Annotated in this window: 28 protein-coding genes and 2 pseudogenes; 17 read left to right on the top strand and 13 right to left on the bottom strand. The window is 28.5% G+C overall.

Going from position 1 to position 26,753, the window contains the following annotated elements:
- Positions 1–29 precede the first annotated feature (29 nt).
- Entirely contained in the window at positions 30–1,586 is a 1,557-nt protein-coding gene (locus PG913_RS04335) for a hypothetical protein (RefSeq protein WP_271231779.1), read from the bottom strand.
- On the bottom strand, positions 1,573–3,162 hold the full coding sequence (locus tag PG913_RS04340) for a peptide chain release factor 3 (protein WP_271231780.1): 1,590 nt from the start codon (positions 3,160–3,162) through the stop codon (positions 1,573–1,575). The genes PG913_RS04335 and PG913_RS04340 overlap by 14 nt, the downstream gene beginning before the upstream one ends.
- Positions 3,163–3,293: 131 nt before the next feature.
- Here PG913_RS04340 and idi point away from each other — a divergent pair.
- From idi to PG913_RS04355, 4 genes and pseudogenes are all read left to right on the top strand, one after another.
- A pseudogene (idi, locus tag PG913_RS04345) lies at positions 3,294–3,814 on the top strand (isopentenyl-diphosphate Delta-isomerase).
- Positions 3,807–4,181: a 6-pyruvoyl trahydropterin synthase family protein gene (locus PG913_RS04350; RefSeq protein WP_271231781.1), complete on the top strand. Its 375-nt coding sequence runs from the start codon at positions 3,807–3,809 to the stop codon at positions 4,179–4,181. The pseudogene idi and the gene PG913_RS04350 overlap by 8 nt, the downstream one beginning before the upstream one ends.
- Before the next feature lie 43 nt (positions 4,182–4,224).
- Positions 4,225–4,536, top strand: a complete 312-nt coding sequence (locus tag PG913_RS12895; RefSeq protein ID WP_333780794.1) for a type I phosphomannose isomerase catalytic subunit — start codon at positions 4,225–4,227, stop codon at positions 4,534–4,536.
- Positions 4,502–5,194: a class I mannose-6-phosphate isomerase gene (locus tag PG913_RS04355; protein ID WP_333780795.1), complete on the top strand. Its 693-nt coding sequence runs from the start codon at positions 4,502–4,504 to the stop codon at positions 5,192–5,194. Before PG913_RS12895 ends, PG913_RS04355 begins: the two co-directional genes overlap by 35 nt.
- 58 nt (positions 5,195–5,252) lie before the next feature.
- Here the strand turns inward: PG913_RS04355 and PG913_RS04360 are convergent, their stop codons facing one another.
- Positions 5,253–5,600: a hypothetical protein gene (locus PG913_RS04360; RefSeq protein ID WP_271231782.1), complete on the bottom strand. Its 348-nt coding sequence runs from the start codon at positions 5,598–5,600 to the stop codon at positions 5,253–5,255.
- Positions 5,601–6,077: 477 nt separating this feature from the next.
- On the opposite strand from PG913_RS04360, the gene kdsB reads away from it, so the two are divergent.
- From kdsB to PG913_RS04395, 7 genes are all read left to right on the top strand, one after another.
- Complete coding sequence (kdsB, locus tag PG913_RS04365; protein ID WP_271231783.1) at positions 6,078–6,812, top strand: 3-deoxy-manno-octulosonate cytidylyltransferase; 735 nt, start codon at positions 6,078–6,080, stop codon at positions 6,810–6,812.
- Positions 6,805–7,491, top strand: a complete 687-nt coding sequence (locus tag PG913_RS04370) for an HAD family hydrolase (RefSeq protein WP_271231784.1) — start codon at positions 6,805–6,807, stop codon at positions 7,489–7,491. The genes kdsB and PG913_RS04370 overlap by 8 nt, the downstream gene beginning before the upstream one ends.
- A 90-nt stretch (positions 7,492–7,581) precedes the next feature.
- Positions 7,582–7,992: a MerC domain-containing protein gene (locus PG913_RS04375; RefSeq protein WP_271231785.1), complete on the top strand. Its 411-nt coding sequence runs from the start codon at positions 7,582–7,584 to the stop codon at positions 7,990–7,992.
- Complete coding sequence (gene folE / locus PG913_RS04380) at positions 7,982–8,644, top strand: GTP cyclohydrolase I FolE (RefSeq protein WP_271231786.1); 663 nt, start codon at positions 7,982–7,984, stop codon at positions 8,642–8,644. Before PG913_RS04375 ends, folE begins: the two co-directional genes overlap by 11 nt.
- Before the next feature lie 28 nt (positions 8,645–8,672).
- Entirely contained in the window at positions 8,673–9,605 is a 933-nt protein-coding gene (locus tag PG913_RS04385) for a GTP-binding protein (RefSeq protein ID WP_271231787.1), read from the top strand.
- Positions 9,606–9,645: 40 nt separating this feature from the next.
- A complete protein-coding gene (locus tag PG913_RS04390) occupies positions 9,646–9,912 on the top strand; it encodes a hypothetical protein (RefSeq protein ID WP_271231788.1) in 267 nt (88 codons plus the stop codon).
- A 139-nt stretch (positions 9,913–10,051) separates the two neighbouring features.
- Entirely contained in the window at positions 10,052–10,246 is a 195-nt protein-coding gene (locus PG913_RS04395; RefSeq protein WP_271231789.1) for a hypothetical protein, read from the top strand.
- 24 nt (positions 10,247–10,270) lie between these two features.
- Here the strand turns inward: PG913_RS04395 and PG913_RS04400 are convergent, their stop codons facing one another.
- The 4 genes from PG913_RS04400 to PG913_RS04415 form a co-directional block, all read right to left on the bottom strand.
- Complete coding sequence (locus tag PG913_RS04400; protein WP_271231790.1) at positions 10,271–10,729, bottom strand: sensor of ECF-type sigma factor; 459 nt, start codon at positions 10,727–10,729, stop codon at positions 10,271–10,273.
- Positions 10,730–10,732: 3 nt separating this feature from the next.
- Positions 10,733–11,281, bottom strand: a complete 549-nt coding sequence (locus tag PG913_RS04405) for a hypothetical protein (RefSeq protein WP_271231791.1) — start codon at positions 11,279–11,281, stop codon at positions 10,733–10,735.
- A gap of 33 nt (positions 11,282–11,314) precedes the next feature.
- A complete protein-coding gene (locus PG913_RS04410; RefSeq protein WP_271231792.1) occupies positions 11,315–11,863 on the bottom strand; it encodes an RNA polymerase sigma factor in 549 nt (182 codons plus the stop codon).
- 61 nt (positions 11,864–11,924) lie between these two features.
- Positions 11,925–13,367, bottom strand: a complete 1,443-nt coding sequence (locus PG913_RS04415) for a TonB-dependent receptor (protein ID WP_271231793.1) — start codon at positions 13,365–13,367, stop codon at positions 11,925–11,927.
- Positions 13,368–13,447: 80 nt separating this feature from the next.
- Here PG913_RS04415 and PG913_RS12900 point away from each other — a divergent pair, with 80 nt between their 5' ends.
- The 4 genes from PG913_RS12900 to PG913_RS04430 all read left to right on the top strand — a co-directional run bounded on the left by PG913_RS12900 (position 13,448) and on the right by PG913_RS04430 (position 15,725).
- Positions 13,448–13,690 carry an MBL fold metallo-hydrolase gene (locus tag PG913_RS12900; RefSeq protein WP_333780796.1) on the top strand — a complete coding sequence of 81 codons (243 nt, stop codon included), beginning with the start codon at positions 13,448–13,450 and terminating at the stop codon, positions 13,688–13,690.
- Positions 13,668–14,225 carry an MBL fold metallo-hydrolase gene (locus PG913_RS04420; RefSeq protein WP_333780797.1) on the top strand — a complete coding sequence of 186 codons (558 nt, stop codon included), beginning with the start codon at positions 13,668–13,670 and terminating at the stop codon, positions 14,223–14,225. The genes PG913_RS12900 and PG913_RS04420 overlap by 23 nt, the downstream gene beginning before the upstream one ends.
- Positions 14,226–14,330: 105 nt before the next feature.
- Positions 14,331–15,089 (top strand): peroxide stress protein YaaA, encoded by a 759-nt coding sequence (yaaA, locus tag PG913_RS04425; protein WP_271231794.1) that lies wholly within the window; start codon positions 14,331–14,333, stop codon positions 15,087–15,089.
- A complete protein-coding gene (locus tag PG913_RS04430) occupies positions 15,090–15,725 on the top strand; it encodes a SanA/YdcF family protein (protein WP_271231795.1) in 636 nt (211 codons plus the stop codon).
- Between the two features lie 22 nt (positions 15,726–15,747).
- Here the strand turns inward: PG913_RS04430 and PG913_RS04435 are convergent, their stop codons facing one another.
- From PG913_RS04435 to PG913_RS04445, 3 genes are all read right to left on the bottom strand, one after another.
- Positions 15,748–16,689 carry a hypothetical protein gene (locus PG913_RS04435; RefSeq protein ID WP_271231796.1) on the bottom strand — a complete coding sequence of 314 codons (942 nt, stop codon included), beginning with the start codon at positions 16,687–16,689 and terminating at the stop codon, positions 15,748–15,750.
- A gap of 142 nt (positions 16,690–16,831) precedes the next feature.
- Entirely contained in the window at positions 16,832–18,256 is a 1,425-nt protein-coding gene (locus tag PG913_RS04440; RefSeq protein ID WP_271231797.1) for an L-serine ammonia-lyase, read from the bottom strand.
- 88 nt (positions 18,257–18,344) lie between these two features.
- On the bottom strand, positions 18,345–18,686 hold the full coding sequence (locus tag PG913_RS04445; protein WP_271231798.1) for a DUF2853 family protein: 342 nt from the start codon (positions 18,684–18,686) through the stop codon (positions 18,345–18,347).
- Positions 18,687–19,017: 331 nt separating this feature from the next.
- Here PG913_RS04445 and PG913_RS04450 point away from each other — a divergent pair, with 331 nt between their 5' ends.
- On the top strand, positions 19,018–20,364 hold the full coding sequence (locus tag PG913_RS04450; RefSeq protein WP_271231799.1) for a tetratricopeptide repeat protein: 1,347 nt from the start codon (positions 19,018–19,020) through the stop codon (positions 20,362–20,364).
- 87 nt (positions 20,365–20,451) lie between these two features.
- On the opposite strand, the pseudogene PG913_RS04455 reads toward PG913_RS04450, so the two are convergent.
- A pseudogene (locus tag PG913_RS04455) lies at positions 20,452–22,180 on the bottom strand (sodium:solute symporter family protein).
- Between the two features lie 305 nt (positions 22,181–22,485).
- Here PG913_RS04455 and gap point away from each other — a divergent pair.
- Positions 22,486–23,478, top strand: coding sequence for a type I glyceraldehyde-3-phosphate dehydrogenase (gene gap, locus PG913_RS04460; protein WP_271231800.1), 993 nt, complete (start codon positions 22,486–22,488; stop codon positions 23,476–23,478).
- A gap of 70 nt (positions 23,479–23,548) precedes the next feature.
- On the opposite strand, the gene PG913_RS04465 is transcribed toward gap, so the two are convergent.
- Together PG913_RS04465 and PG913_RS04470 are read right to left on the bottom strand one after the other, a co-directional pair.
- On the bottom strand, positions 23,549–23,929 hold the full coding sequence (locus PG913_RS04465) for a Rid family detoxifying hydrolase (RefSeq protein ID WP_271231801.1): 381 nt from the start codon (positions 23,927–23,929) through the stop codon (positions 23,549–23,551).
- A 38-nt stretch (positions 23,930–23,967) separates the two neighbouring features.
- On the bottom strand, positions 23,968–26,613 hold the full coding sequence (locus tag PG913_RS04470; RefSeq protein ID WP_271231802.1) for a putative LPS assembly protein LptD: 2,646 nt from the start codon (positions 26,611–26,613) through the stop codon (positions 23,968–23,970).
- Positions 26,614–26,753: the final 140 nt, after the last annotated feature.

Here is a 26,753-nt window from a genome sequence, read left to right on the forward strand (position 1 = left end):
TAAATATATCATCCGAAGAAAAAGCAAAATTAGTTCTTTACTGATAAAGTTGAAAGGTTTAAGCTTAAACCTATGTTAATATTTGTTGAATTTACATTTCCGAAAGGTGAATAATATTTTCCACCCGATGCAAGAATTGAAATACTCTGATGAATATCATAACTAAAACCAAGTGTTGGGCGGATAACAATACCTTCATCTGTATCTATTCCGGCGCCACCACCAGCACCAGCCATCAATTCAGCAAAACTACGGACTTTATTATTTAAAAATCGAGGCGTGTATATTCCTCCACCAACTAATCCGTGAGCATAACCGCCTGAGCGACCATCGTAAGCAAAACTAGCTTCTCCTGCAATGTATAGCCATTTATTAATATCGTAATTTACTTTTAAACCGATAAGTTGTAAATCGATTTCTTTGGTATCAAATTTATCATCAGTTTTAGCAACATCAAAATATGTTTGATTTTGAATTTCAACACGTAATCCTTGTGTATAAAAGTTGGTGTATTTTTTTTCTTCGGATGTTGTTCCTCCATTTAACCCGTAATATTTCAATCCGAAACCAACGGTATATGCTTCTAAATCGCCAGCAATAGCACGATAATAACCTCCGTGACCACTTAAAGCAAATTTGTCAGTTATTTTTAAATCGATTCCTGCGGATGGATAAATCATCAAACCACCTTCAGGAGCAACACGTCCGCCAGCAGCACCGACTGCTAGTTTTGTAAAAATATTGATGTATTTTGATTGATAAGGATGATATCCTGCACCAAAAAATAAATCCATAAAACCAGCACGTAGTCCTTTATATATAGCATCGGTATGAGCGAATAAAAAAGTGTTTTCTGTCATGTATTTTTGATATTCAAAACCTAATACATATAATGCCTCATTTAAAGGAGTTCCGTTATCTTTTTTAGAATTTCCAAAAGGTTTGAAAAAATCAAAACGAATTTGCTGTGCATTTTTTACAACAGGTTTACTCCAGTAATTATCCGAAGAAATATTTTTTGCTGTAAAATTTTGATGAGCTTTATTATAATCAGTAAAACGTAAAATACTTGGTATTTCAACAAATAAAGAAACTGAGTTACTTTTTATTTCTCCTGATAAAAAATTTAAATGACTGTATTGCACTCCAAAAGAATAGTTATCTTTTTTATATTGTAAACCAATATTCGGATTTATAAAACCGCCATCATTTACCAAATTTCTGTATCCGCCACCGCCACCAAAATGAAGGTTTGCATCTACATATAAATTTTTATAAAGCTGTTTATTTACGCCTAATTCTGCACCTAAAGTAAATAATCCACCTTGGTCACCAGTAACGGCAAAATGAAATCCTGCACCACCATATAACCAATTATTAATTGGAATTTGATAATGTAATCCTGCCAAGCCCATTGTTGGTTTTAAATCTGGAAATTTATCCGTAGGCATTTTTACAGGAATAAAATTCAAACGAACTTTATTCTCTAATAAATTTCCTTTTAAGGTTTTTAATTCTTGCCCAAACGAAAAAGAATAAGCAAGAATTAAAAACCAAAATAGGATGTTTCTTTTATTCAAATTCACTTGTGAAATGTAGTTTTACAGTAGGATATTTACTTTGTGTCATTTGCATAGTAAAAGATGAATCGGCTAAAAACACTAATTTACCTTCTTTATCTTTGGCTAAATAACGTTGTTTAACACGTTTGAATTCTTTGAATTCTTCACTTTTTTCATCTTCAGCTTGTACCCAACAAGCTTTATGTACAGAGATATTTTCATAGGTACATTTTGCACCATATTCATGTTCTAATCTGTATTGAATAACTTCATATTGTAACGCACCAACAGTACCTACAATTTTACGACCATTCATATCCATAGTAAATAATTGTGCAACACCTTCATCCATTAATTGGTCTAAACCTTTGTATAATTGTTTAGATTTCATCGGGTCGGCATTGTTTACATAACGGAAATGCTCTGGAGAAAAACTTGGAATTCCTTTGAAATTTAATTTTTCACCTTCGGTTAAAGTATCACCAATTTTGAAATTTCCAGTATCATGAACACCAACAATATCACCAGGAAAAGATTCATCAACAATTTGTTTCTTTTCAGCAAAAAACGCATTCGGACTCGAAAATTTCATTTTCTTACCATTACGAACATGTAAATAAGGAGAATTTCTTTTGAAAGTTCCAGATACAATTTTGATAAAAGCAAGTCTATCTCTGTGTTTAGGATCCATATTTGCATGAATCTTAAATACAAAACCTGTTAATTTTTCTTCTTTAGAATCGACTAAACGTTCTTCTGATTTTTTAGGTTGTGGTTCAGGCGCAATTTCAATAAAAGCATCTAATAATTCTTTTACACCAAAATTATTTAAAGCCGAACCAAAGAAAACAGGTTGTAAATCACCCGCTAAATATTCTTCTTGATTAAATTCAGGATATACTTCGGCAACTAATTCTGCTTCTTCTCTTAAAGTTTCGGCAGCAGTTTCGCCAATAATTTCATCTAGTTTAGGATTTGATAAATCATCAAATTGAACACCTTCAGAAATTTTTGTTTTATTATCCGCAGAAAAAAGATTTAATTTCTTTTCCCAAATATTATAAATTCCTTTAAAATCGTAACCCATTCCAATAGGGAAACTCATCGGAGTAACACGTAAGCCTAATTTTTGCTCAACTTCATCTAATAAATCGAAAGCATCTTTACCTTCTCTATCCAATTTATTGATAAAAACAAGCATTGGTATTTTACGCATTCTACAAACCTCTACTAATTTTTCAGTTTGAGGTTCTACACCTTTTGCAACATCAATTACAACAATAACACTATCAACAGCGGTTAAGGTTCTAAAAGTATCTTCAGCAAAATCTTTATGCCCAGGTGTATCTAATATGTTTATTTTTTTATCTTTATAGATAAAAGCTAATACAGAAGTAGCTACCGAAATACCTCTTTGACGCTCAATTTCCATAAAATCGGAAGTAGCTCCCTTTTTTATTTTATTGTTTTTTACAGCACCAGCTTCCTGAATTGCTCCACCAAATAATAATAACTTTTCAGTTAAAGTAGTTTTACCTGCATCGGGGTGTGATATAATTCCGAATGTACGTCGTTTTTGTATTTCTTCTAAAAAGCCCATCTATCAAATTTTAAGGATGCAAAGATACGGTTTAATGCTTAATTTCTCAAGGGTTTGATGCTTAAGTGTACAAAGGATTTATTGTTGAATTGATAGCAATTTTGTATGTTTGCTTTTAGCAAAAATTACACATGAAAGAACAGGTTATATTAGTAGATGTTAAAGATAATCCTATCGGATTAATGGAGAAAATTGAAGCTCACTTGAAAAAGCTTTATTACATAGAGCATTTTCTGTTTTTATTTTTAATGATAAAAAAGAATTAATGCTACAACAAAGAGCTGCTGATAAATATCATTCTCCTTTATTATGGACAAATACTTGTTGTTCACATCAAAGAGATGGAGAAACTAATTTAGGTGCAGGAAAACGTAGGCTTCAAGAAGAAATGGGTTTTGTTTGCGATTTAAAAGAAGTTTTCTCTTTTATTTATAAAGCGCCTTTTGATAACGGATTAACAGAACATGAATTAGATCATGTAATGGTTGGAACTTTTAACGACCAACCTATTGTTAATAAAGAAGAGGTAGAAAGTTATAAATGGATGCCTTTAGAAGCTGTTAAAAAAGATATTCAACAAAATCCTGAAATATACACAGCTTGGTTTAAAATTATATTTAAAGAATCTTATGATACCTTAAAAAATGCCTAAAGTAACTGTACATAGAAAAGCGCATTTTAATGCTGCTCACAGATTGTTTAACCCTGATTGGTCTGATGAAAAAAATCAGCAAATTTTTGGAAAGTGTAATAACCCTAATTATCATGGGCATAATTACGATTTAATAGTTTCTTTAACGGGTGAAATAAATAAAGAAACAGGCTATGTGTATGATTTAGGAATTTTAAAAGGATTGATTAAAACAGAAGTAGAAGACGCTTTTGATCATAAAAATTTAAATATTGATGTTGCTGATTTTAAAAATTTGAATCCAACAGCAGAAAATATATCAGTAGTAATATATAACAAATTACGTGTTCATATTCCTGAAAATTTAGCGCTAGAAATTACGTTATAATATGAAACTCGAAGAAATACGTAACTTATAAAGGAACTTAATTATGATAGACCAATTATTACGATTCGAACCAATTTTAAAACCTAAAATATGGGGAGGAGAAAAACTGAAAACGTTACTTAACAAAAAATCAGAAGGAAATAATATTGGTGAAAGTTGGGAAATTTCAGATGTTAAAAATGATATTTCTATAGTTAGTAATGGGGCTTTAAAAGGAAGTAATTTAAATGACTTAATTAAAGATTTTAAAGAAGCTCTTTTAGGTGAAAAGGTCTATGAAGTATTTCACGATAAATTTCCGTTATTAATTAAGTTTATTGATGCTAAAAAAATTAAGCTTACAAGTACATCCTAATGATATTTTAGCACAAAAAAGACATAATTCGTTAGGTAAAACTGAAATGTGGTATATTGTTAATGCTGAAAAAAAAGCTAAAATAATTATTGGTTTTTCTGAAGAGACGGATAAGAAATCTTTTTTAAAAACAATAGAATCTCGTAATGAACTTGAACTTTTGAATGTAGATTTTGTTAAAAAAGGAGATACTTTTTTAGTGCCATCGGGCAGAATACATGCTATTGGTAAAGGTGTTTTATTAGCAGAAATACAAGAAACTTCGGATGTTACGTATCGTATATCTGATTGGAACAGGAGAGATGTTACTGGAGTAAAAAGAGATTTACATGTAAATTTAGCACTTGATGCTATTGATTATTCAGCAAAATCTAATTATAAGGCTGAATATCTTAAGAAAAAAAATAGACCATCTAATATTGTTGATTGTAAGTACTTTACAACTAATTTTTTACACTTAACAAAGAATTATAATGTAAATCATGAGGATAAAGATAGTTTTGTAATTTATATGTGTGTAGAAGGAACAGTTGTTTTTGAATACAAAAATCAACAAGAAAAAATAGCATTAGGAGAAACTATTTTAATACCTGCTTGTATTAAAAGTGTGGCTATTTTAACAGATAACGCTAAAATTTTAGAGGTTTATATAAAATAATAACAGGTCTAAAAAAATTAATTTTTTAGACCTGTTATTAAGCCAATCAAACTAATTGTTAAGAGGCTTTTTGTAAGCTATAACCAAATACAGCTTTACATATAATGTTTTGCTTTTCTTCTTTTTTTGATACTGTTATGTTTAAAATAACTTCAGTATCACTCATTTTTTTTATTTTATTACTGATAATAAGATTATCATTTAAATAAGCCTTTTTGATAATATCAAACTCAATACTTTTAAAGCTTAAACTAGCAGATTCTTTATGGAAACTTAGAGAGGAGTGTACGGTAGCTTCAATTTTGTCATATAAAATTGAAGTCTTTAATACTTTACTTTTGCTAACTTGTTTTTTGTTAACGGTAAATTGTAGTAAATTATTTTTAGAAGCAATGTAAGTGTTCATAAGTTAGGGAGTTATAGGTGTGAATTTAGACTTTTTAAAAAATTTCTTTTGTGCTAAGCATATAATTGTAGTTAACAGCATGTTAATTCGTTTGATGTTTTTTAATGTATTCATAAGTAATAAAGTTTAAAATTTAGTGAATAAAAAAAGGTGCTTTTTTTATAAAAAGCACCTTTTGTAATTTGTATTAAATATTGGTTTTAAAACCGTTGTTTAAAGCTATTTCTAGAGGTACTTTTTATATAGGCATATTTTTTATGCATGCGTGTATTGCACTTAATCATTTCGACTGTGTTTAAAATAATGCTATATGTATATAAAAGTACTTTCATAAGTATGGTCAAATTTAATAAAAAAAATCAGAAAACAGCTAAAAGTCTAAAAACATTAATGTTAAAGTTTTATTAAGTAGGTTTTTGCCAATATTAACACCTTGTTTAAATATGTATCTTTGAAAGGTATAAATAACTATATTTTATGAAAATAATTGCAATGATTCCTGCACGTTATAGTGCATCTCGTTTTCCTGGAAAATTAATGAAAAATTTAGGAGGTAAACCAGTAATTGTAAGAACTTACGAAGCTGCTGTTAAAGCAAATTTGTTTAGTGAAGTGTATGTGGTAACCGATTCTGAGATTATCTTTAAAACAATAACAGAAGCAGGAGGTAAGGCTTTAATGAGTTTAAAAGAACATGAATGTGGTTCAGATAGAATTGCAGAAGCTGTTGAAAATTTAGATGTTGATATTGTTGTAAATGTTCAAGGTGATGAACCTTTTATAGATACTGTTTCTTTATCAAAATTAATTCAAGCTTTTAAAGATGATAAAAATAATGAAATAGATTTAGCATCCTTAAAAGTACCGATGACAAATTTAGAAGATATTGAAAATCCGAATAATGTAAAAGTAATTACTGATGTAAATAATTTTGCAATCTATTTTTCACGAAGTGTAATTCCTTATCATAGAGATAAAGATGTAAACGTTACATATTACAAACATAAAGGTATATACGCTTTTAGAAAGAAAGCATTGATAGATTTTTATCACACACCAATGACTCCTTTAGAAGCTGCCGAAAAAATTGAATGTATTCGCTATTTAGAAGTTGGTAAAAAACTAAAAATGATTGAAACATCCGTAGAAAGTATTGGTATTGATACGCCTGAAGATTTAGAAAAAGCAATAACATATTTAGAAAATGAATAAAATTAAAGTCATTGCTTTTGATGCAGACGATACTCTTTGGGTAAATGAAACTTTTTTTAGAGATGCCGAAAATGAGTTTGCAAAATTGCTTTCAGGATATGAAACCGAAAATAAAATTCATCAAGAATTATATAAAAAAGAAATCGAAAATCTTAAAATTTACGGATACGGTGTAAAAGGTTTTGTATTATCGATGATAGAATGTGCCTTGGAATTATCTAATTATAAAATAAATCAAAAGATAATTGATAGAATTTTAGAAATTGGTAAAGAAATGCTAGAACAACCCATCGATTTATTAGATGGAGTAGAAGAAGTACTTCAAAAATTACAAGGGAAATATAAAATAATTGTAGCCACAAAAGGCGATTTATTAGATCAGGAACGAAAATTAGAAAAATCAGGAATCTTAAAATATTTTCATCATACAGAAGTTATGAGTGATAAAAAAGAAGCCGATTATTTAAAATTGATAAAACATTTAGATATTAATCCATCAGAATTATTAATGATTGGAAACTCATTAAAATCGGATGTTTTACCCTTGATTGAAATAGGTGCGACTGCAATTCATGTTCCTTTTCATACAACTTGGGCTCATGAACAGGTTACTGATGATCAAAAATTAGATAATTATAAAACAGTTGCTAATATTACCGAAGTATTAAATTTTTTATAAGTAAACTTTAATTTATAAAACAAAGCAACAGAGTTGCGTTAGTTAATGTTTTTATCTATTATTGCACCTTGGTTGTAATAGTAGGTGATAATGTTGGTTATAAAAAGTAAATCAGATTTTTTTGGAGCGTTAGCTAGCACATTGTGTCTTATTCATTGTGTAGCTACTCCATTTTTTTTTATGTTTAAATCCTGTGCAAAAACTTGTTGTGCAGCAGCTCCTTTTTGGTGGCAATTAATTGATTATTTCTTTTTAATAATATCACTTTTAGCAATTAGTCAAGTGTTAAGGAAAACTCAAAATAATTGGGTTAAACGACTATTTTTATTAAGTTGGTTTACATTATTTTTTGTTATAATAAATCAAAAAACAGGTTGGTTTACTATAGATCATACGATTATATATTATCCAATATTATCGTTAATAATTCTGCATATATATAATAGTAAATATTGTCAATACAATAAAAATAAATGTTGTACTTATACTTATGAAAAATAAAAAAGAAATTGAGGTCATTGGAGATAATCATTTTTCATCAAACATAAAAACGCCTTTAAGAGCTGATGCTTTTGATAAAACTGATGAAGAAAAAATAGAAAAAATAAAACATCATTTTAAAATGATAATGGAAGAAATGGGGCTAGATTTAAATGATGATAGCTTATCGGGTACTCCATATCGTGTTGCCAAAATGTATGTTAAAGAGCTTTTTTATGGTTTAAATCCAGTTAATAAGCCAAAATTATCAACATTTGAAAATAAGTATGGTTATAAAAAAATACTTATTGAGCAAAATATAAATATAGATTCATCACGTGAACATCATTTTTTACCTATAATTGGACATGCACATATAGGTTATTATCCGACTAAAAAAGTAATAGGTTTGTCTAAAATTAATAGATTAGTTGACTATTATTCTCATAGACCTCAGGTACAAGAAAGATTAGCGATTCAAATTTTAAACGATTTACAGAATATTTTAGATACAAAAGATGTTATTGTTGTAATAAATGCAAAACATCTTTGTGTTTCTTCAAGAGGTATAAAAGATAAAAATAGTTTTACAACAACTATAGAATATGGAGGTTGTTTTGAGAAAAAAGTAAACAGAAATGAGTTTTTAAACTTAATAACAAAAGAAATTTGATAAATAAAGTTAATATTTTTTAAAATATATGGAAGCTATTATTACAATAGTAGGTTTTTTAGGAGCTGGTAAAACAACTTTATTAAAGCATTTAGTTTTAAGTTATTTAGAAAAAAATTTCAATCCTTTTGTAATTTTAAATGATTATGAAAATGCAAATCTTGATGCATCTCAATTAGCAGATAATATAGAGCAACTTAACATTAAAGCGCTTACAGGTAGTTGTATTTGTTGTAGTGGTATAGATGAATTAAGAAATTATGTTAATAATACGCCTGAAAGAGTTAATGGTGTTACTTTAATTGAGGCCAACGGTACATCAGATGCTTGTACTTTGATGGAGTTTTTAGGTGTCGGATTAAATAAAAGGTTTTTACCACCTATTCAAATATCAGTTGTTGACGTTAAAAATTGGCAAAATAGAGGTGTTTATAATGATTTGGAGTTAAATCAAATTCAAGTTTCGTCATTAATTGTTTTAACTCATCTTGAAAAAACAACAAAAAAGCGACAAGAATTAGTAGTTAAAGAATTAAAAAATAATAATCCATATGCTACAATTTTAACTATAAATGAAATAGATATTTCTCTTTTTAATGAAAGTATATCATCAAAAAAAGATTACAAAAAATTAGCGCATAAAAAAGCACATTGGTCTTCTTGTTCTATTGATTTATTAAAAGTTCCTAGTTTAAAAAACATCTATTACATCTGTGAAAATTTGCCATCAACTATACAAAGAGTAAAAGGATGTGTTGAGGTAGAAAATGAAAAAGGATATACTTATTTTGAGAGAACTCCCAATGGAGAAGTATTTGTAAGACCTTTTAGAGGTATTCCAATAACAGTACCCAAGCTTTTAACAATTGGACCTGGTAGTGATATATCATTATTAAAAAAAGTTGTAAAAGAAAGTTTAAAAAAATTTTTATATAAAACAAAAACAATAAAATCAATCTGAATTAGATAAAATCAATTAATTTTGCAAAAAAATAATAATTATGGCAAGTATTAAAAATTTAAAAAAAGATATCGACTATACTTTAGGAGATATTATTGATATCTGTAGATTATCTGCTCAATTAAACCCTGGTGTAGATGCGGAAAAATCAGAAGCTATTGTTGACGAAGTTTTTGAAACTTTTGATACTTTAATCGAAAAAATTAATGCTAAAAATGTTGAGAATAAAAAAGCACATTTTAAAGCAATCAGTACTGAGTTAGAAGATAAGGCAAATGCTTTAATAGAAAAAGTAAATAACCTATAGTTAACTGTAAGTTAAATAATTAAAACCGATACTTTAACAAGTGTCGGTTTTTTTTTGCTAAATTTTAACATACTATAAGGAATAAATTGTTGTAAATTACGTTCGAAATATAGAACAATTAAACCCCCGTAATATAGTCATGGCAAGAGCAATGTACGAGTACACTAAAATAGTATTGGAAAAAGTAAGCTTCAATACTGATTTATTTTGTAGAGAGTTAGAAAAAGCATTAAACAGATTATTACCTTACGAAATAAATGAATTAACCATTTGGTTAAAACAATATACAGCAAACAAACCTAAACTATATGTTAGTTTAGCTTTAGTTAAATAATAAGCATAAAAAAAAGAAGCTTTTTTAGCTTCTTTTTTTGTGCTTGTCTCTAAGTTTTTTGATAAGTTTTCGATTAAAATCATGTTCGGAAATTTGTAAAGACAAGACCTTTTTAAAAGATAAGATTTTAGAAATTTTCTGATGAAATACAGTTTTTATTTCATGTTGCTCTTTTTTAATAGCTTGAATTCTTTCTAAAATTTCTTTGGCATCTTTTTCAGATAATGCATCAACACCACCATTATGATGTATCTTTTTTTTGAAAATAAGATGTTTTTCTCTATGAAGTGATTTTATTTTTTTGTCATATTTATTATAAATAGGCCAAAATTTTTGAGCTTCATCTTCTGTTAAATTTAATTTTTCGGTTAAGTAGGCAATTTTGTAAGTCTGAATTTTTTCAGAGCCTTCTTTTTTAAACTGTGCTTTACTAGAGAAGTTAGTTAATAAAGCGATACAGCATAGTAGTATACTTTTTTTCATTTTTTATTCAATTTCATTTAAGAGTGTTGTATTATCAATAGTATTTAAATAATCTTCTAAATTTTGGTTGTTTATAGATTGTAAAATATCAGTATCATCAAAAACTGAAGCATCTAAAACGAATCCCAATTCTTCATTATTACTAATACCATATCCATTTTCATACCATAAACTAATTTCTGTAGCAGTTATATCATCAAAAGTATACGTTTTTGTAGTATTTAAATAATGTAAACTAACAAATAATAATACAGAGGCAGCGGCAGTAAGTGGAATAAACTGTAACATTTTTTGATATAAAGAGATTAATTTTACTTTTTTAACATCTTCGGAAACTTTTATATCGACTTGTTTTAAAATAGCATCTTCAACAGTATCAAAATAATTAGATGGCGTTTTAAAATGTTGTTTTTTATCTAAATTATCTGTAATTATTGAAGATAAAATAGTGTCGTCTATTTCTTCAAAATAATTTTTAGGAATAGAAAACCCTGTTTTCTTACCTGTTTTTTGATTTATAAAATCTGTTGTATGTTTTAATTCTTTGTCCATCTCTATTCTAAGACTTTAATACAAGCAAAAGGTTTAATGGTAATTTTTGATAAATTGTTCAATTTTTTTAGCCGCAATATGATGTGATGCTTTTAAAGCACCTATTGAAGTACCTAGAATTTCTGAAATCTGACTGTATTTCATTTCTTCAAAATACTTCATATTGAAGATTAACTGTTGTTTTTGAGGGAGTGTTGCAATTGCTTTTTGTAAGATAAGGGCAATTTCATCTCCAGAAAACCAATGATCGCTATCTAAAGATGAAACTAATTTTTGTTGATATTCAGTTATATCAACATTTCTTTCTTTTGCCCTTTTGTTAATGAATGTAATCGCTTCATTTGTCGCAATTCTATACATCCATGAATATAATTTACTTTCTTTTTTAAAAGTATCAATATTTTTAAACACTTTTATAAAAGTGTTTTGTAAAACGTCATCCGCATCATCATGAGAAATAACAATTTTTCGTATATGCCAATACAATCGCTCTTTATAGAGTGATAATAGTTTTTTAAAAGCTATTTCTTTTGTTTTATTGTTTTTTAGCTCTGTTATAAATGTCAGTTCGTCAGTCGTCACCTAAAGATATTTAGATTTAGACTTTAAAAATAATAAAAGGTTTAAAATAAAACTAAATTATTTAAAGTCGCTTTCTTGAACAACCAAATAAACGTTTATCTTTTATAGTTTGAGAAACACCTTCAGGAAGCATTTCTTCCCAACCTTCTTCATTATCTCTAATCATTTTCAATACTTTTCTAGAGAAAATATGTAAACTTTCGTTATCGAAAGCTTTAATATCAATTAGTCTACCATTGTTTTTAAAGAATTTATAAAGCTCTTTCATTCGAGGATGTACTTTTAAGTTTTCACTAGTAGTAAATTCTCCTGTTTCCGTATTTTTATAAGGATACATATATACTTTTAAATCTCTGTAAAAAAGTTTACCAAAAGCTTCTAAAATACCACCGCTTAAATCACGATAATATTTTTCATCAAAAATTTGAACTAAATTATTAACCCCCATAGCTAGTCCCATTCTTTCTTTGGTAAACTCACTAAAGTAATCAACTAAACGGAAGTATTCTTGGTAATTAGTAATCATTACATTTTGTCCAAGTGCACAAAGTAATTCTGCTCTATCTAAGAAATCACGTTCATTAATCTGACCTTCAACACGAAGGTTACTCAAGGTGATTTCAAAAATAACTTGTGTGTTTTCTGCCTTCACTTTTTTCTCGGCTAAAAACATTGCTTTAGATCTTTCGAAGATATCCATATTTACTTTCGTAACAGGGCGATAACTTCCTCGAAGTGTTAAAATATTCTTTTTATAAAGTACTTGAGCAGGTAATAGGTTGTTTCCATCAGGGCCGAACATTACGGCATTTGTCATTCCGTTTTTAACTAATTGTAAGCTCATTAAACGGTTATCAACATACATAAATCGTGGTCCAGAGAAATTAATCATATCAATTTCTAAACGGTCACTATCAATATTATCGTAAAAAGATTTTAATAAATCCTTTGGATTATCATTTAAATAATAAGCTCCATGAATTAAATTAACACCTAAAACACCTAAGGTTTCTTGTTGTTGACGAGCATCAGTTTCTTTAAAACGAAGGTGTAAAATAATTTCGTTGTAATCTTCTAACGGATCTAATTGAAAACGAACACCAATCCAACCATGACCTTTAAATTTTTTTGAAAAATTGATGGTTGCTACAGTATTAGCGTAACTAAAAAACAATTTATCAGGATGTTTATTACGGTCAAGACGTTCTTCAATTAAGTCCATCTCATGTTTTAACATTTTTTTTAAACGTTTTTCTGTAACATAGCGATTATCACTTTCAACACCATAAATAGCATCTGAAAAATCTTTATCATAAGCACTCATTGCTTTAGCTATAGTACCAGAAGCTCCACCAGCTCTAAAAAAATTACGAACTGTTTCTTGCCCTGCACCAATTTCAGCAAACGTTCCATAAATATGAGGGTTTAAATTAATTTTTAAAGCCTTACTAGTAGTAGTAGGTACTGTACTTATTTTCTGATCACCTTTCAGTGTAATTGCCATGTTCTTCTTTTTTACTTGCAACAAATGTACTGAAAATTGCAACTATCAGATAACTTTTTTATTGTATTTTTGTATTAACAATGAACAATAAAATGCAATTGAAAGTTACTTTTTTGGGTACAGGAACTTCTACGGGAGTTCCAATGATTAATAGCACGCATCCTGTGGCATTATCTAAGGATAAAAGAGACAGGCGATTACGTTCGTCGATTGTTGTTTCTTGGGATGATATTAATTACGTTATTGATTGTGGACCTGATTTTAGGCAACAAATGATTCGTGAAAAAGTGGCATCAATAAATGGAATTCTATTTACTCATTGAACACGCCGATCATATTGCTGGTTTAGACGAAATAAGACCGTATTGTTTTCAAATGGGCGCAGTTCCTATTTATACAACAGAAAGAGTATTAGGAGTTTTAAAGAAAAGATATGATTATATTTTTAAAACTGAAAACAGGTATCCAAGTGCGCCAGAAGTGGCAATCAATATTATTTCTCACCAAAATAGTTTTATTCTTGATGGTGTTAAAGTGACTCCGATAGAAGTAATGCACGGTTGGTTACCTATATTAGGGTATCGATTTAATAACATTGCATATCTTACTGATATTAAAACAATTTCATCCGAAGAAAAAAAGAAATTGACTAATTTAGATGTTTTAATTGTTACAGGATTACGAAAAGAACCGCACGCAACACATTTTAATTTAGAAGAATCATTGGCGTTTATTGCTGAAATTAAACCTAAAAAAGCATATTTGACACACATAAGCGAATTATTAGGTTTGCATGAAGAGGTTGAAAAAGAATTGCCTGAAAATGTTTTTTTAGCATACGATGGATTAAAAATTTAAAAAACGATACTATTATTTTTATTTATAATACAATTGATTTAAAAGACAATAATTAATTTTATCTTTTAAAATAGCTTTCTATTTTTACATTAAATATTTAAGTAAATGAAAATAATTATATCGCCAGCAAAATCATTAGATTTTGAAACAAAAGCAACAACAAATACATATACACAGCCAAGGTTTTTAGATAAATCGATAAAATTAAATCAGAAATTAAAAACACTTTCTAGACAAGATTTAAGTGATTTAATGAAGATTTCTGATGATTTAGCAAGTTTAAATTATCAAAGAAACAAAGATTGGCAAATACCTTTTAATTTAGAAAATGCCAAACAAGCTATCTTTTCTTTTACAGGAGCAGTTTTTAAAGGAATTGATGTAAATTCATTATCCGAAGAAAAAATACCAACTTTACAAAATAATCTTAGAATTTTATCAGGATTATATGGTTTATTAAAGCCTTTAGATTTAATTCAACCGTATCGTTTGGAAATGGGAACAAAATTAAAAGTTGGTGAAACAGAAAATTTATATAAATTTTGGAATGATACCTTGGTAAATTCTTTAAATGATGAGTTAGAAGATGATGAGTTATTAGTGAATTTAGCGAGTTTAGAATATTTTAAAGCTTTGCCAAAAAAACTTTTAAAAGTACCAATGATAACGCCTGTTTTTAAAGATTTTAAAAATGGAGAATATAAAACCATCATGACTTTTGCTAAAAAAGCACGTGGATTAATGGTACGTTATATTATTGAAAATGATGTTAAAACTATAGACGGATTAAAAGGTTTTAATATTGATAATTATGCTTTTTCTGAAGAAATGTCTACCGAAACAGAATTATATTTTACAAGATAAATGATTAAAAAAATCCTGAAATTAGCCGTTTTATCAACAATATTTGTATTGATTGCTATTTATTTGTGTAACTTTTTAATAGAAAAACAAACAAAAGATAAACTTTATACTAGTGTTTCTGAAATTCCGAAACATAAAGTCGGGCTTGTTTTGGGTACGTCAAAACATCTGTTAAATGGGCGAGTAAATTTATATTACAAGTATAGAATTAGAGCGGCAGTATCATTATATGAATCAGGAAAAATTACTTTTATTATTGTTAGCGGTGATAATAGCACCGAAAAATATGACGAGCCAACTACGTTTAAAAATGATTTAATAAAAGCGGGTATTCCTGCGGATAAAATATTTTTAGATTATGCAGGTTTCCGAACATTAGATTCTGTTGTAAGAGTTAAAGAAATATTCGGGCAAACAGATGTTACTATTATTTCTCAAAAATTTCATAATGAAAGAGCCATTTATTTAGCGAATCATTTTGGTGTGAAAGCTATTGGTTTTAATGCTAAAGATGTTTCTGGTAGATACGGGCTAAAAGTTCAATTAAGAGAATATTTAGCCCGAGTAAAAGTATTTGTTGATATTTTATTTAATATTCAACCGAAATTTTTAGGGAAATCAATAGAAGTGAAATAGGTTATTTTTTAGAACAAAATGATTAATTTCTTTTTAGATAGCTAATATCTAACCTGTTTTTACCTTTCTTATTCTTTGTGAATTTAGTAGATACACATTCGTTACAAGTAACTTTTTTTTCATTATTGAAATAATCAGTAGCTGTTATCTTATTGTTTTTGATTTGTTTAGCAATGGTTTTGAATCTTGTTTTATGAATTGTAGTATTTAAAAGTTTTTCTTTTAAAATAGATTCGTTCTCATTCCCTAAAACATACATTTTTAATAAAAAATCATTACAACCATTAATACTAAAGGCATATTCAAAATCTTCTTCTTTGTAAAACTCTAATTTTAGTTGATTAAAAGCAGGGTCTATATCATAATTGGTTTTATACTCTTCTTTGAAGATGCGTTTATTTTTCATTGCTGACATAGCACAATCAATATAGTTTAGCGATATTATTTTACCATTTTTAAACCCAAGATGCGTATTTATATGATAAATAGGGAATTTATTCATGTTACTTTGATGGCTTGTGCTTATTTTAATAATAGGTGTTTTGTTTTTAAATCCTTCAATGTTATAGATGTAATTAGAGAAATCGCCAAAGCCAAAATACCCGATATAATCTATATTTGTTGGCGATTTTATTTGAACAATACCATAAGAAACCATAAATTCATTTCCACCGTCACTAGTATCCGTTATTTTTGCCCACATATCTTGTGTACCATCTTTATTAAAATCATTTAAACTTTCGTCATAGAGTTCTATATCTACAGTACCTAATGTAAAATTATGGTCTAAATTATAAATAATATAATGTTTTCCAATAGAATAGCCCTTATATATAGAGAAAAGCTCTGTTAGATATTTTTCACGAAAACTACCTTTTATTTTTTCATTATCAGTTTTACAAGATTGAAATAAAAAGAAACTAAGGATTATAATGGTTATTTTTTCTTTCAATGTTTTTTGCATAAACATTTATTATGTTCTTTAGATGAATAAATTTAATAAATAAAATTTTTAAGTTCTGATATAAGAAGGTAAATTACTTTATAAAAAAACAAAAACCCTCTTAAAAAGAGAGTTTTTATAGTTTTTTATAATGATGATTTTTTTAACAAGCTGCTAAACCAACAGTAATTGCTAAACCACCTTCTGAGGTTTCTTTATATTTTCTGTTCATATCTTTAGCGGTTTCCCACATAGTATCGATAACTTTATCTAAAGGAACTAACGATTCTTTAGGGTTCGTTTCTAAGGCTAATTCGGCGGCGTTAATTGCTTTAATTGCGCCCATAGCATTACGTTCAATACAGGGTATTTGAACTAAACCTCCAATAGGGTCACAGGTTAATCCCAAATGATGTTCCATTGCTATTTCTGCTGCAACTAAACATTGCCCAGGAGTTCCTCCTAAAAGCTCTGTAAGTGCTGCTGCTGCCATTGCTGATGAAACACCAATTTCTGCCTGACATCCACCCATTGCTGCTGATATGGTCGCATTCTTTTTAAAGATACTTCCAATTTCACCAGCAACTAATAAGAATTTTTTGATGTGTTCAAAATCAGCATCATGATTTTCAATAACTAAATAGTACATTAAAACAGCAGGAATTACACCTGCACTTCCATTTGTAGGAGCTGTAACCACTCTACCTAAAGCAGCATTTACTTCATTTACAGATAAAGCAAAACAACTAACCCACTTTAATATTTCACGAAATTTTACTTCAGTACTTCTTATAGAAGTAATCCATTCTTGTTCGTTGGTGTAAGTTGTATCTTTAATTAGTTTTTCGTGTGTACCAAAAGCTCTACGTTTTACGTTTAATCCGCCAGGTAAAATACCACCCGTATGACAACCGATATACATACATTCTAGCATGGTATCCCAAACACGTTTTAGTTCTGCATCAATTTCAGAAGGAGATTTTAAAACTAATTCATTCTGATAAACAATTTCAGAAATCTTTTTGTTTTCTTTCTCGCAATAAGCTTCTAATTCTGTAGCTCTATTTACAGGATAAGGAAAGTTCTTTTTATTGATTTCTGCTTCTGATTGTACTTTTACTTCTTCTTGAATAACAAAACCACCACCAATAGAATAATACGTTTCTGTAGAAACTTCTTTTCCTTTATAAAAACCTCTAAAAGTTAATGCATTAGAATGAAAAGGTAAGAAGTTTTGATTAAAAACAACATTTTCAATAGAAAACATTATTTCTTTTTCGGCATTGAAATGTAATTCTTTTGTTTCTTTTATTTTATTGATGATACTATCGATGTCATCAACAGGAATATATTCAGGATCGGTACCGCTTAAGCCTAGTAAAACAGCTAAATCTGTTGCATGACCTGTTCCTGTTAACGATAAAGAACCGTATAAATCTATTTTAATACCATCAATGGTATCAAAAATAGCTATTTCTTTTAATTTTTCAATCCATTGTTGTCCTGCTCTCCAAGGACCTAAGGTGTGTGAGCTAGAAGGACCAACGCCAATCTTAAGCATATCAAAAACACTAATAAACTGAGACATATATATTATTTGTTTGTTGAGCGCTAAAATAGAAAAAGTCCTGTATTTAAATCAATACAAGACTTTTTTTTATAAAAAAATGTGAATATTACATTCCGTACACTGATTCTTTGCTAAATTTCTTAGCTAATAGGTAATATACAACAGCACGATATTTGCTTCTTTCTGATCTTCCAATTTCTTCCATAACTTCATCAATAGCCTTATCTAATTCAGGACCATCTGTTAAGCTTAATTTTTTTATTAAAAAGTTATTCTTAACCGTTAATAATTCTTTAGGATCGCTACCTGATACCGTTTCTGCATCTCTTTTATAAATAGAAGGACCTAACCCTTTAGTAACTGCTGTTAATAACTCAAGGTTTACAGAAAGTTTTCTGTCATCCATAAATTTTTTATATAATACTACTTTTTCGTCGAATTTACTCATAATTTTTTCTTTTAATTAATTTTTAATGTTCTTGTTCCAAATATAGAAAAATAATCTGTTCTTTCATATAGGAAAAATAAAATAACTACATCTACTCAGTTTGTTATGATTTTTATAACACTGTCAGTTATAATTAATTTTAGACAGTCTGACATTTTAGCATTTTTTTATCAAAAATAATAATATAGAACTATTATAATACTTGTTTTAAGCGATAGTGGAAGGTAAATTGTTAAAAACAAAAACAATTAATATTGCTTAGGCATTATTATTGTAGTATATTTAGCTACAATCAAATAAGTAGCTTATGTCGATATTAAAATTTGAATCTATGTTGAAAACCAACGATGTCTATTTTTTTGATGCTGTTGAGTTTGAAACAATTATTGAACATTATTTAAATATAGCTAAAAATTCTTTAGCTAAAAAAGCAGTAGAATTAGGTTTAGAGCAACATCCTTCTTCAATTCAATTAAAACTAATGAAGGTCGAAATTTTAGTTTTTGAAAATAAATTGATAGAAGCAGTTCAGATGTTGAAACAAATTGAAGCTATTGAACCTTACAATGATGAGGTTTTTATTCAGAAAGCACTGATTTTATCTAAAAAGAAACAACATATTGAAGCAATAGCTGTATTAAAAGAATCTTTAAGTTTTATTGAAGATCCTGCAGATATTTGGTCAATGCTAGGTATGGAGTACTTATATTTAGATGATTACGAAAATGCACGTTTAAATTTTGAAAAATGTGTAGAAGTTGATGCTGAAGATTTTTCATCTTTATATAATATTGTATACTGTTTTGATATGCAAGAAAGCCATATAGAAGCAATACAGTTCTTGAATGCATATATAGATAAAAACCCATATTGTGAAGTAGCTTGGCATCAATTAGGAAGACAATATTCTGAAATAGGTATGTATAGAGAAGCACTTACTTCTTTTGAATACTCGGTATTAATAGATGAGACTTTTATTGGTGGATATTTAGAAATAGCAAAAACCTTAGAAGATTTGAATCGTTATGAAGAAGCGATTAAAAACTATATGATTACTATCGAAGTAGACGATCCGACGGCTTTTGTATATATAAGAATAGGTGAATGTTACCAGAAATTAGAAAATGTTAATTTAGCATGTCATTTTTATAAAAAAGCAGTTAAAGAAGACCCTTTGTTAGATAAAGCATGGATGTTATTAACAAATGCTTGTTTTGATACTGAAGATTATCAAAGAGCTTTATATTACGTAAAAAAGGCTATTCATATTGATGAAGGAAACGCTTTTTATTGGAGAAGATACGGAGATATAAATTTGAAGTTGAATTTTTATGAAGAAGCAGTAAAAGCATTTTCTACCTGTATTAATTTAGGTGATGATGAAATAGAAATCTATATTGAATTAGCAGATATATTGTTGTTTTTAGGTGAATTTGATGATGCTTTAAAAATATTAATCAAAGCTAAAAAAATATACAAAGAATTTGCAGAAATTGAATATCGTTTATGTGGTTTGTTTATGATTTTAGATAAAGAAGACTACAGTTTAACCCATTTTAAAAATGGATTAGCAATTGATTTCGAATATCATGATGTAATAAATGAGCTGTATCCTACAGTTTTTGAACATGAAAAAATTAAACAGATTTTATCAAATTATAAAAAAGCCTTGAATTAATTCAAGGCTTTTTTATATATAAACTCAGTTTGACAGATTTGGTTTTTTAGCAATAAAAGATTTTTAAATGAAATTTAAAGTTCTTAATTAAGAAATACGTTTCCAAATTTTTAGTAAAATACCAATAGAAACTAAGGTTACTACGGATAATATTGTAGCTAATAATGTTTTACCGTAAATCCAATTTCCAGTAGCGAATAAGAAGCTATAAACTCCAATTGTACCTGTAATAAAACCGACTATTTTTACACCAATATTTTTAAACTTATCTTCTCCTTCAAAAATTAAGGCTTCAAATTTATCAATAGTTTTGGTATCACTAGGTTGTGTTAAAATCGTCACTAAAACCCATCCAACACTTGTTATAACTACTCCGATAATTAATTGCCAATGTCCAGCAATATTAAAAAATGGATTATCCATTTTTCCATTGATAAAAAAGAATAATGCAATTACAAATGAAATAGCCATTGCAGCAATTTCACTATATGGGTTTATTCTACTCCAAAACCATCGTAAAATAAATAATAATCCTGTTCCTGCTCCAATTTGTAATAATAAATCAAATACATCTTTTGCTGATTTTAAATAAAAAGAAAATAAAGCTGCACATAACATTAATAAAACTGTAGAAACTCGACCAACAACAACTTTTTGTTTTTCAGAAGCGCTTTTATTGATAAAACGACTGTAAAAATCATTTACTAAATAGGAGCTTCCCCAATTTAATTGTGTTGAAATAGTACTCATAAAAGCAGCGATTAAAGAAGTTAATACAATTCCTAATAAACCTGCTGGTAAATAAGTCATCATTGCGGCATATCCAACATCATGCCCTTGCATTTCTGGAGATAACCTTGGGAATGCTTGATTACATGCTTTCTAAACTTGGAAAGATAATTAACGAAGCTAATCCAACAATAATCCAAGGCCAAGGACGTAGAGCATAATGTGCAAAATTGAAAAATAAAGTAGCCCAAGTAGCATTTTTTTCATCTTTAGCTGCTAACATTCGCTGTGCTATATATCCGCCACCACCAGGTTCTGCTCCAGGATACCAAGTACTCCACCATTGTACTGCAAACGGAATTATAAATAAGGTAATTAATGATTCTGTATTTGAAAAATCAGGAAGCATATTTAATTTATCACTTACATTAGGGTGATTTAATAAGTTTGATAAACCATTTATTTCAGGAAGATTAATAATATAAACTGTTGCCCAAACCGAACCAATCATAGCTATTATAAATTGAATAAAATCGGTAAGTAAAACACCTTTTAATCCGCCTAAAGAAGAATAAATTACTACAATTATAGAGGAATATAATAGCATTTCACTTTGTGATATTCCTAATAAAATATTTGCGATTTTTGCACCTGCCAAGCAAACTCCTGCCATGGTAATAATATTGAAAATTACGCCTAAATAAATAGCTCTAAATCCTCTTAAAAAACCTGCCATTTTACCTGAATACCGCAGTTCGTAAAATTCTAAATCAGTAGTAATTCCTGATTTTCGCCAAAGTTTAGCATAAAAAAATACGGTAAGCATTCCTGTAAGTAACATTGCCCACCAAACCCAATTACCCGAAACACCATTTTTACGAACTAATTCTGTAACTAATCCAGGAGTATCTGCGGCAAAAGTGGTTGCAACCATTGAAACACCTAATAGCCACCAAGGCATATTTCGTCCAGATAAAAAGAATTCAGCACTGCTTTTTCCTGCAGATTTTGAAGCCCAAATACCTATAAATAATGAAAGTATAAAAAATCCGATAATAATTGAGTAATCGAGAGTGGTTAATATCATATAGTTTTATTTAAAAGGCTAAATGTAGTTAAATAATCTGATACGTTAAATTTCAATCAAACTCAAAAAATGATTTTATGTTTTGATAAAAAATCACTTAAAATGAGTAAATTTGATATTCTTTTTATGAAAAAATAAAATAGTAGTGCCGAATAATTTTATCAGTAGAAGCACAAAAGAGTTACTATTAATTTATATAAATAAAAAAAGTAGTAAAAGGTCACAATAACATAGATCTGAGGTTTAAGAATCACTGATATTATGACGATATAATTTCAAAATAAGAATATTAAATAGTTAACACAATGATAAAAATAGGAATTAACGGATTTGGAAGAATAGGTAGGTTAGCTTTCCGTTCTGCCGTGAAAAGAAAAAATGTGCAAGTAGTTGCCATTAATGATTTGTTAGACGTAGAGTATTTGGCCTATTTATTAAAATATGATTCTGTACACGGTCGTTTTGATGGTGATATTGAAATAAAAGACGGAAACTTAGTTGTAAATCAGCAGGTTATTAGAATTACTGCTGATAAAAATCCTGAGAATTTAAAATGGGATGAAGTTGAAGCAACATATGTTATTGAAGCAACGGGTTTTTTTACTGATAAAGATAAAGCCGCTTTACATATAAAAGGAGGCGCAAAAAAAGTTGTTATATCAGCACCTTCAAAAGATGTAAACATGTATGTGATGGGCGTAAATCATAAAGATTTAAAGGCTGATGAAGTGGTTTTTTCAAATGCTTCTTGCACCACAAATTGTTTAGCTCCCGTAGTTAAAATAATTAATGATGCCTACGGATTAACAGAAGGAATTATGACTACAGTTCACGCTGCAACCGCTACACAAAATGCTGTTGATGGTTTTAATAAAAAATGGCGAAGAGGACGTTCGGCAATAAATAATATTATTCCAACATCAACAGGAGCAGGAAGTGCGGTGATAAAAGTAATTCCTGAAATGAAAGGAAAACTAATAGCAATGGCAGTTCGAGTTCCTACAGCAGATGTTTCTTTAATCGATTTAACTTTTAAAACAGCTAAAGCAACTTCTTTAGAAGAAATTATGTCGACTTTTAAATTGGCTTCAGAAAATGAATTTAAAGGAATTATAGGGTATACTGAAGATGAGGTAGTTTCTCAAGATTTTGTATCAGAAACTAGAATATCAGTAATTGATGCTGCTGCAAGTTTAGAGTTAAATGAAAACTTTTTTAAAGTGATTTCTTGGTATGATAACGAATTTGGTTACGCTACTAAAATTGTTGATTTATTAGAATATTCAGCTTCTTTGTAAGTTTATACAAGAAGTGTAAAAGCACAAAAAAATCCCTGCTATTTTATTAGTAGGGATTTTTTTTATTGAATTATTTAATCGCAATCATGCTAATTTCTACATTTACAAACTTTGGTAAATTAGCAACTTCTACAGTTTCTCTTGCAGGTGCAGTTGCTTCGTTAAAATATTTAGCATAAACACTATTTATTTTACTGAAGTTATTCATATCAGAAATAAAAATAGAAGCTTTTACAACATTTTCAAAAGTCATTTCAGCAGCAGCTAAAACTTCTTTCATATTTTCCATTACTTGTTTTGTTTCAATTTCAATAGTATCCATTACTAATTCTCCATTTTCAGGATTAAAAGCAATTTGACCAGAAGTATATAATGTATTTCCGCTTAAAACAGCTTGGTTATAAGGACCAATAGGAGCAGGAGCTTTATCTGTAATAATAATTTTTTTCATTTTATGATGTTTTAAAGTTGTGTGTTTTATCTTGATGTTTAGAATAATATTCTATCTGGCGGTTTGTTTTTATCCCATTTTAAATCGCTTAATACAGCTGATTTAACACCTATAAAGAAATTATAAGAAGAATTGTTTCCGAAAGGAATCCAGTTAAAATTTAATTTCCAACTGTCTAAATCTCTTGAGAAATTTAGACTGGTATAAGTAAATCCATTATCTTTAACATCATAACCAGAAGAAAAACCAACCCCCCATTTAGCTGATAAATCTAGACTTCCACTAAACATTAATGAATTATTACTAATAGCACTTACAAGCCCATTATTAGTGTAATTCAATGCATAGGCTAAGTTTAATGACCAAGGTACGTTGTTTTTGTATAATATTGTTTCTTTAACTTCAGTTTCTTCTTTGTTTTTATTGCTTTTTCTAGTTGAAAAATCGTTGGTTTTAGATTTATTTTGTCCAAAAAGATCAGGAGTATCTTGAGCACCATTTCCGTTATTTTTCTTTTTATCGTCTCCTTCTTTTTTCTTTTGAAAATCTTTACTAGATAATGAATAGTTTGCTGTTATTCCTGCAGTTTCTATCCTAAATATTTTAGAATTAAATTCATCTATTTGTTCTCCTTTACTATTAATTTGATAAGGATCTAAAGACATATTGGCATTTAAAGCTAATTTATCTTTAAATAAACGAGTACCTAAGCTAACTGCAACATTACTCCATCGAAGACTATCTTTAGTAATATCATAATTGGTACTAAAATTTAAGTTGTTTAAAAGAGTAACTTTTCTATCTTCTTCATCACTATCAGGATCTTTTGGAGCTACTTTTGCTTCTAAAACGTTATTAACAGAAATACCAATACTATTTGAAGTTCCGCTACCAGGTGTACCGTATATTCCTCCTTCAAAAGGAGAATAAGTAAGTAAGTCTGTAGGATCTGAATTTTGTTGTACTTGTAAGTTGTGTTCTTTTGCAAAATCAGGTCGGTATCCGTAAGAAATAGAAGGTCTTATTGTATGACGAATGGCTTTTAAACGACCTTTTTTAAAGTTAAACGTTCCGTAGATATTGGTTGATAAAGAGACTCCAAAATTATATTCATTAAAACGATTAAAACCACTAATAGAATCATTTTCAATAACGCCTAATTTTTTTGTGCTAGGATTAATTAATGTAGCATTGTATGTTTTATTAATTTTATCGAAATACCAAACATCTTTATAACTAGCATTTGGTGATACAGTAAAATATTTAAAAGCTTTTAAGTTTGTATTTGTACTTATATTATGTTGAATTCCTTTTTTAGCTGTTTCAAACATTTTAGCAGTAAAAAACTCATCATCAGTTGTATCTATTTGATATTTACCTTGTAAGCTGTAGTTAAACCCTGTTTTTTGAATAGCATTGTTTTTAGCACCACCTTTACCTGTAAATGGATAAATACGATCCATATTTACTTGTAAAGAAGGAAGCGTCATTGTTATTGCTTCTGTTTCTGTATTTTGAGAATGTGTTGCCGTAAGACTCACATTAAAAGGTGTACCAACAATTTTTTTAGAGTAAGATATAGAAGAACTTAATGTATTTGTTAAGTATTCAGCATTATTTGATTCGTTTAATGATTGCTTATAGTAGGTGCTACTACCTAAATTAACAGAAGCCGAAAAGCTAGAGTTTGGGCTCGATTTACTATCTTGGCTATGACTCCAACGAATATTAAAATTAGAAGATTTTCTATAATCGCTAAGTCCTCGAATACCTTGAATAATGTTTTCAAAATTAAAACTAAAATTTCCGCTAAAATTATAACGTTTATAATAGCTAGATTCGGTTTTTAATCCCCAACTTCCGTTGGTGTATAAATCTCCTAAAACAGTTAAATCAAAATAATCACTTAAAGCAAAGTAATATCCACCATTTTGCATAAAAAACCCTTGACTATTACTATCTCCCCAAGAAGGAATAATAAAACCAGAAGTTCTTTTATCGCTTAAAGGTAAATACGCAAAAGGTAAATATAAAGGAGTTGGTACATCGGCTAAAACTAAATGACTAGGTCCTACAATTATTTTTTTACCAGGTACTAATTTTGCTTTACTAGTTTGTATATAGTAATCTGGTATTTTCTTTTTAGAGGTTGTAAAACGCATTCTACGCATATAAATAGTAGAATCGTTTACACGTTTTGTTTTTTCGGCATAAGTTATAATTCCATCTTGAACAGTTTTTACACCATAAACAAGTGCTTTTTTTGTTTTGAAGTTAAATAAAATTGAATCTTGTTCTGATTCTTGTGCACCTTGTTTAAAAACGGGTCTTTGATGATAACCTAAACTATCTTTTATTCCTTTGGCATAAACGGTATTATTTTTATAATCGAGTACAATTATACCAGCCTTTAAATCAATATCAGTATAGGTTACTTGAGCTTCATTATATAAGGTTACCGTTTTGTTTTTCGCATTTTGAATGGTGTAATCTTTCGCATTGTGAGTAATAATTCCATCTATAACCTCCTTAGGTTTAATCGAATCATTTACAATAGTGTCTTTTTTCAAGTTTAAAAGTCCTTCTTTTCTTAAATTAATCAAGTTATCTTTTGATTGATTTAAAGCCGTTTTTTCTTTAGCCTTCTTAGAGGTAATACTTGTTTTACCAAAATCCTGAGCCACACTAATTTGGTAACAAAAAAGGTAGAAAACTAAAAGTATGTAAGTTAGATTTGTTCGCAATGTTATAAATGCTATTTTTGTGTTATATTTAAAAGCTTTGGCGTACTATTTGTATGCCTAAATACAAAAACCAAAAATAG

Origin of the sequence: Tenacibaculum pacificus (genome assembly GCF_027941775.1) — a bacterium.
GTDB classification, from domain to species: domain Bacteria; phylum Bacteroidota; class Bacteroidia; order Flavobacteriales; family Flavobacteriaceae; genus Polaribacter; species Polaribacter pacificus_A.

Bases quoted from the DNA above. Each gene is read 5' to 3' on its own strand.
- PG913_RS04390 (WP_271231788.1), top strand. From the start codon at position 9,646: ATGGCAAGTATTAAAAATTTAAAAAAAGATATCGACTATACTTTAGGA.
- PG913_RS12900 (WP_333780796.1), top strand. From the start codon at position 13,448: ATGAACAATAAAATGCAATTGAAAGTTACTTTTTTGGGTACAGGAACT.
- PG913_RS04360 (WP_271231782.1), bottom strand. From the start codon at position 5,600: ATGAACACTTACATTGCTTCTAAAAATAATTTACTACAATTTACCGTT.
- PG913_RS04395 (WP_271231789.1), top strand. From the start codon at position 10,052: ATGGCAAGAGCAATGTACGAGTACACTAAAATAGTATTGGAAAAAGTA.
- PG913_RS04440 (WP_271231797.1), bottom strand. From the start codon at position 18,256: ATGTCTCAGTTTATTAGTGTTTTTGATATGCTTAAGATTGGCGTTGGT.
- PG913_RS04340 (WP_271231780.1), bottom strand. From the start codon at position 3,162: ATGGGCTTTTTAGAAGAAATACAAAAACGACGTACATTCGGAATTATA.
- PG913_RS04405 (WP_271231791.1), bottom strand. From the start codon at position 11,281: ATGGACAAAGAATTAAAACATACAACAGATTTTATAAATCAAAAAACA.
- PG913_RS04400 (WP_271231790.1), bottom strand. From the start codon at position 10,729: ATGAAAAAAAGTATACTACTATGCTGTATCGCTTTATTAACTAACTTC.
- folE (WP_271231786.1), top strand. From the start codon at position 7,982: ATGAAAAATAAAAAAGAAATTGAGGTCATTGGAGATAATCATTTTTCA.
- PG913_RS04445 (WP_271231798.1), bottom strand. From the start codon at position 18,686: ATGAGTAAATTCGACGAAAAAGTAGTATTATATAAAAAATTTATGGAT.
- PG913_RS04385 (WP_271231787.1), top strand. From the start codon at position 8,673: ATGGAAGCTATTATTACAATAGTAGGTTTTTTAGGAGCTGGTAAAACA.
- PG913_RS04370 (WP_271231784.1), top strand. From the start codon at position 6,805: ATGAATAAAATTAAAGTCATTGCTTTTGATGCAGACGATACTCTTTGG.
- PG913_RS04465 (WP_271231801.1), bottom strand. From the start codon at position 23,929: ATGAAAAAAATTATTATTACAGATAAAGCTCCTGCTCCTATTGGTCCT.
- kdsB (WP_271231783.1), top strand. From the start codon at position 6,078: ATGAAAATAATTGCAATGATTCCTGCACGTTATAGTGCATCTCGTTTT.
- yaaA (WP_271231794.1), top strand. From the start codon at position 14,331: ATGAAAATAATTATATCGCCAGCAAAATCATTAGATTTTGAAACAAAA.
- PG913_RS04415 (WP_271231793.1), bottom strand. From the start codon at position 13,367: ATGGCAATTACACTGAAAGGTGATCAGAAAATAAGTACAGTACCTACT.
- PG913_RS04450 (WP_271231799.1), top strand. From the start codon at position 19,018: ATGTTGAAAACCAACGATGTCTATTTTTTTGATGCTGTTGAGTTTGAA.
- gap (WP_271231800.1), top strand. From the start codon at position 22,486: ATGATAAAAATAGGAATTAACGGATTTGGAAGAATAGGTAGGTTAGCT.
- PG913_RS04420 (WP_333780797.1), top strand. From the start codon at position 13,668: ATGGAATTCTATTTACTCATTGAACACGCCGATCATATTGCTGGTTTA.
- PG913_RS04435 (WP_271231796.1), bottom strand. From the start codon at position 16,689: ATGCAAAAAACATTGAAAGAAAAAATAACCATTATAATCCTTAGTTTC.
- PG913_RS04355 (WP_333780795.1), top strand. From the start codon at position 4,502: ATGCTAAAAAAATTAAGCTTACAAGTACATCCTAATGATATTTTAGCA.
- PG913_RS04430 (WP_271231795.1), top strand. From the start codon at position 15,090: ATGATTAAAAAAATCCTGAAATTAGCCGTTTTATCAACAATATTTGTA.
- PG913_RS04350 (WP_271231781.1), top strand. From the start codon at position 3,807: ATGCCTAAAGTAACTGTACATAGAAAAGCGCATTTTAATGCTGCTCAC.
- PG913_RS12895 (WP_333780794.1), top strand. From the start codon at position 4,225: ATGATAGACCAATTATTACGATTCGAACCAATTTTAAAACCTAAAATA.
- PG913_RS04375 (WP_271231785.1), top strand. From the start codon at position 7,582: ATGTTGGTTATAAAAAGTAAATCAGATTTTTTTGGAGCGTTAGCTAGC.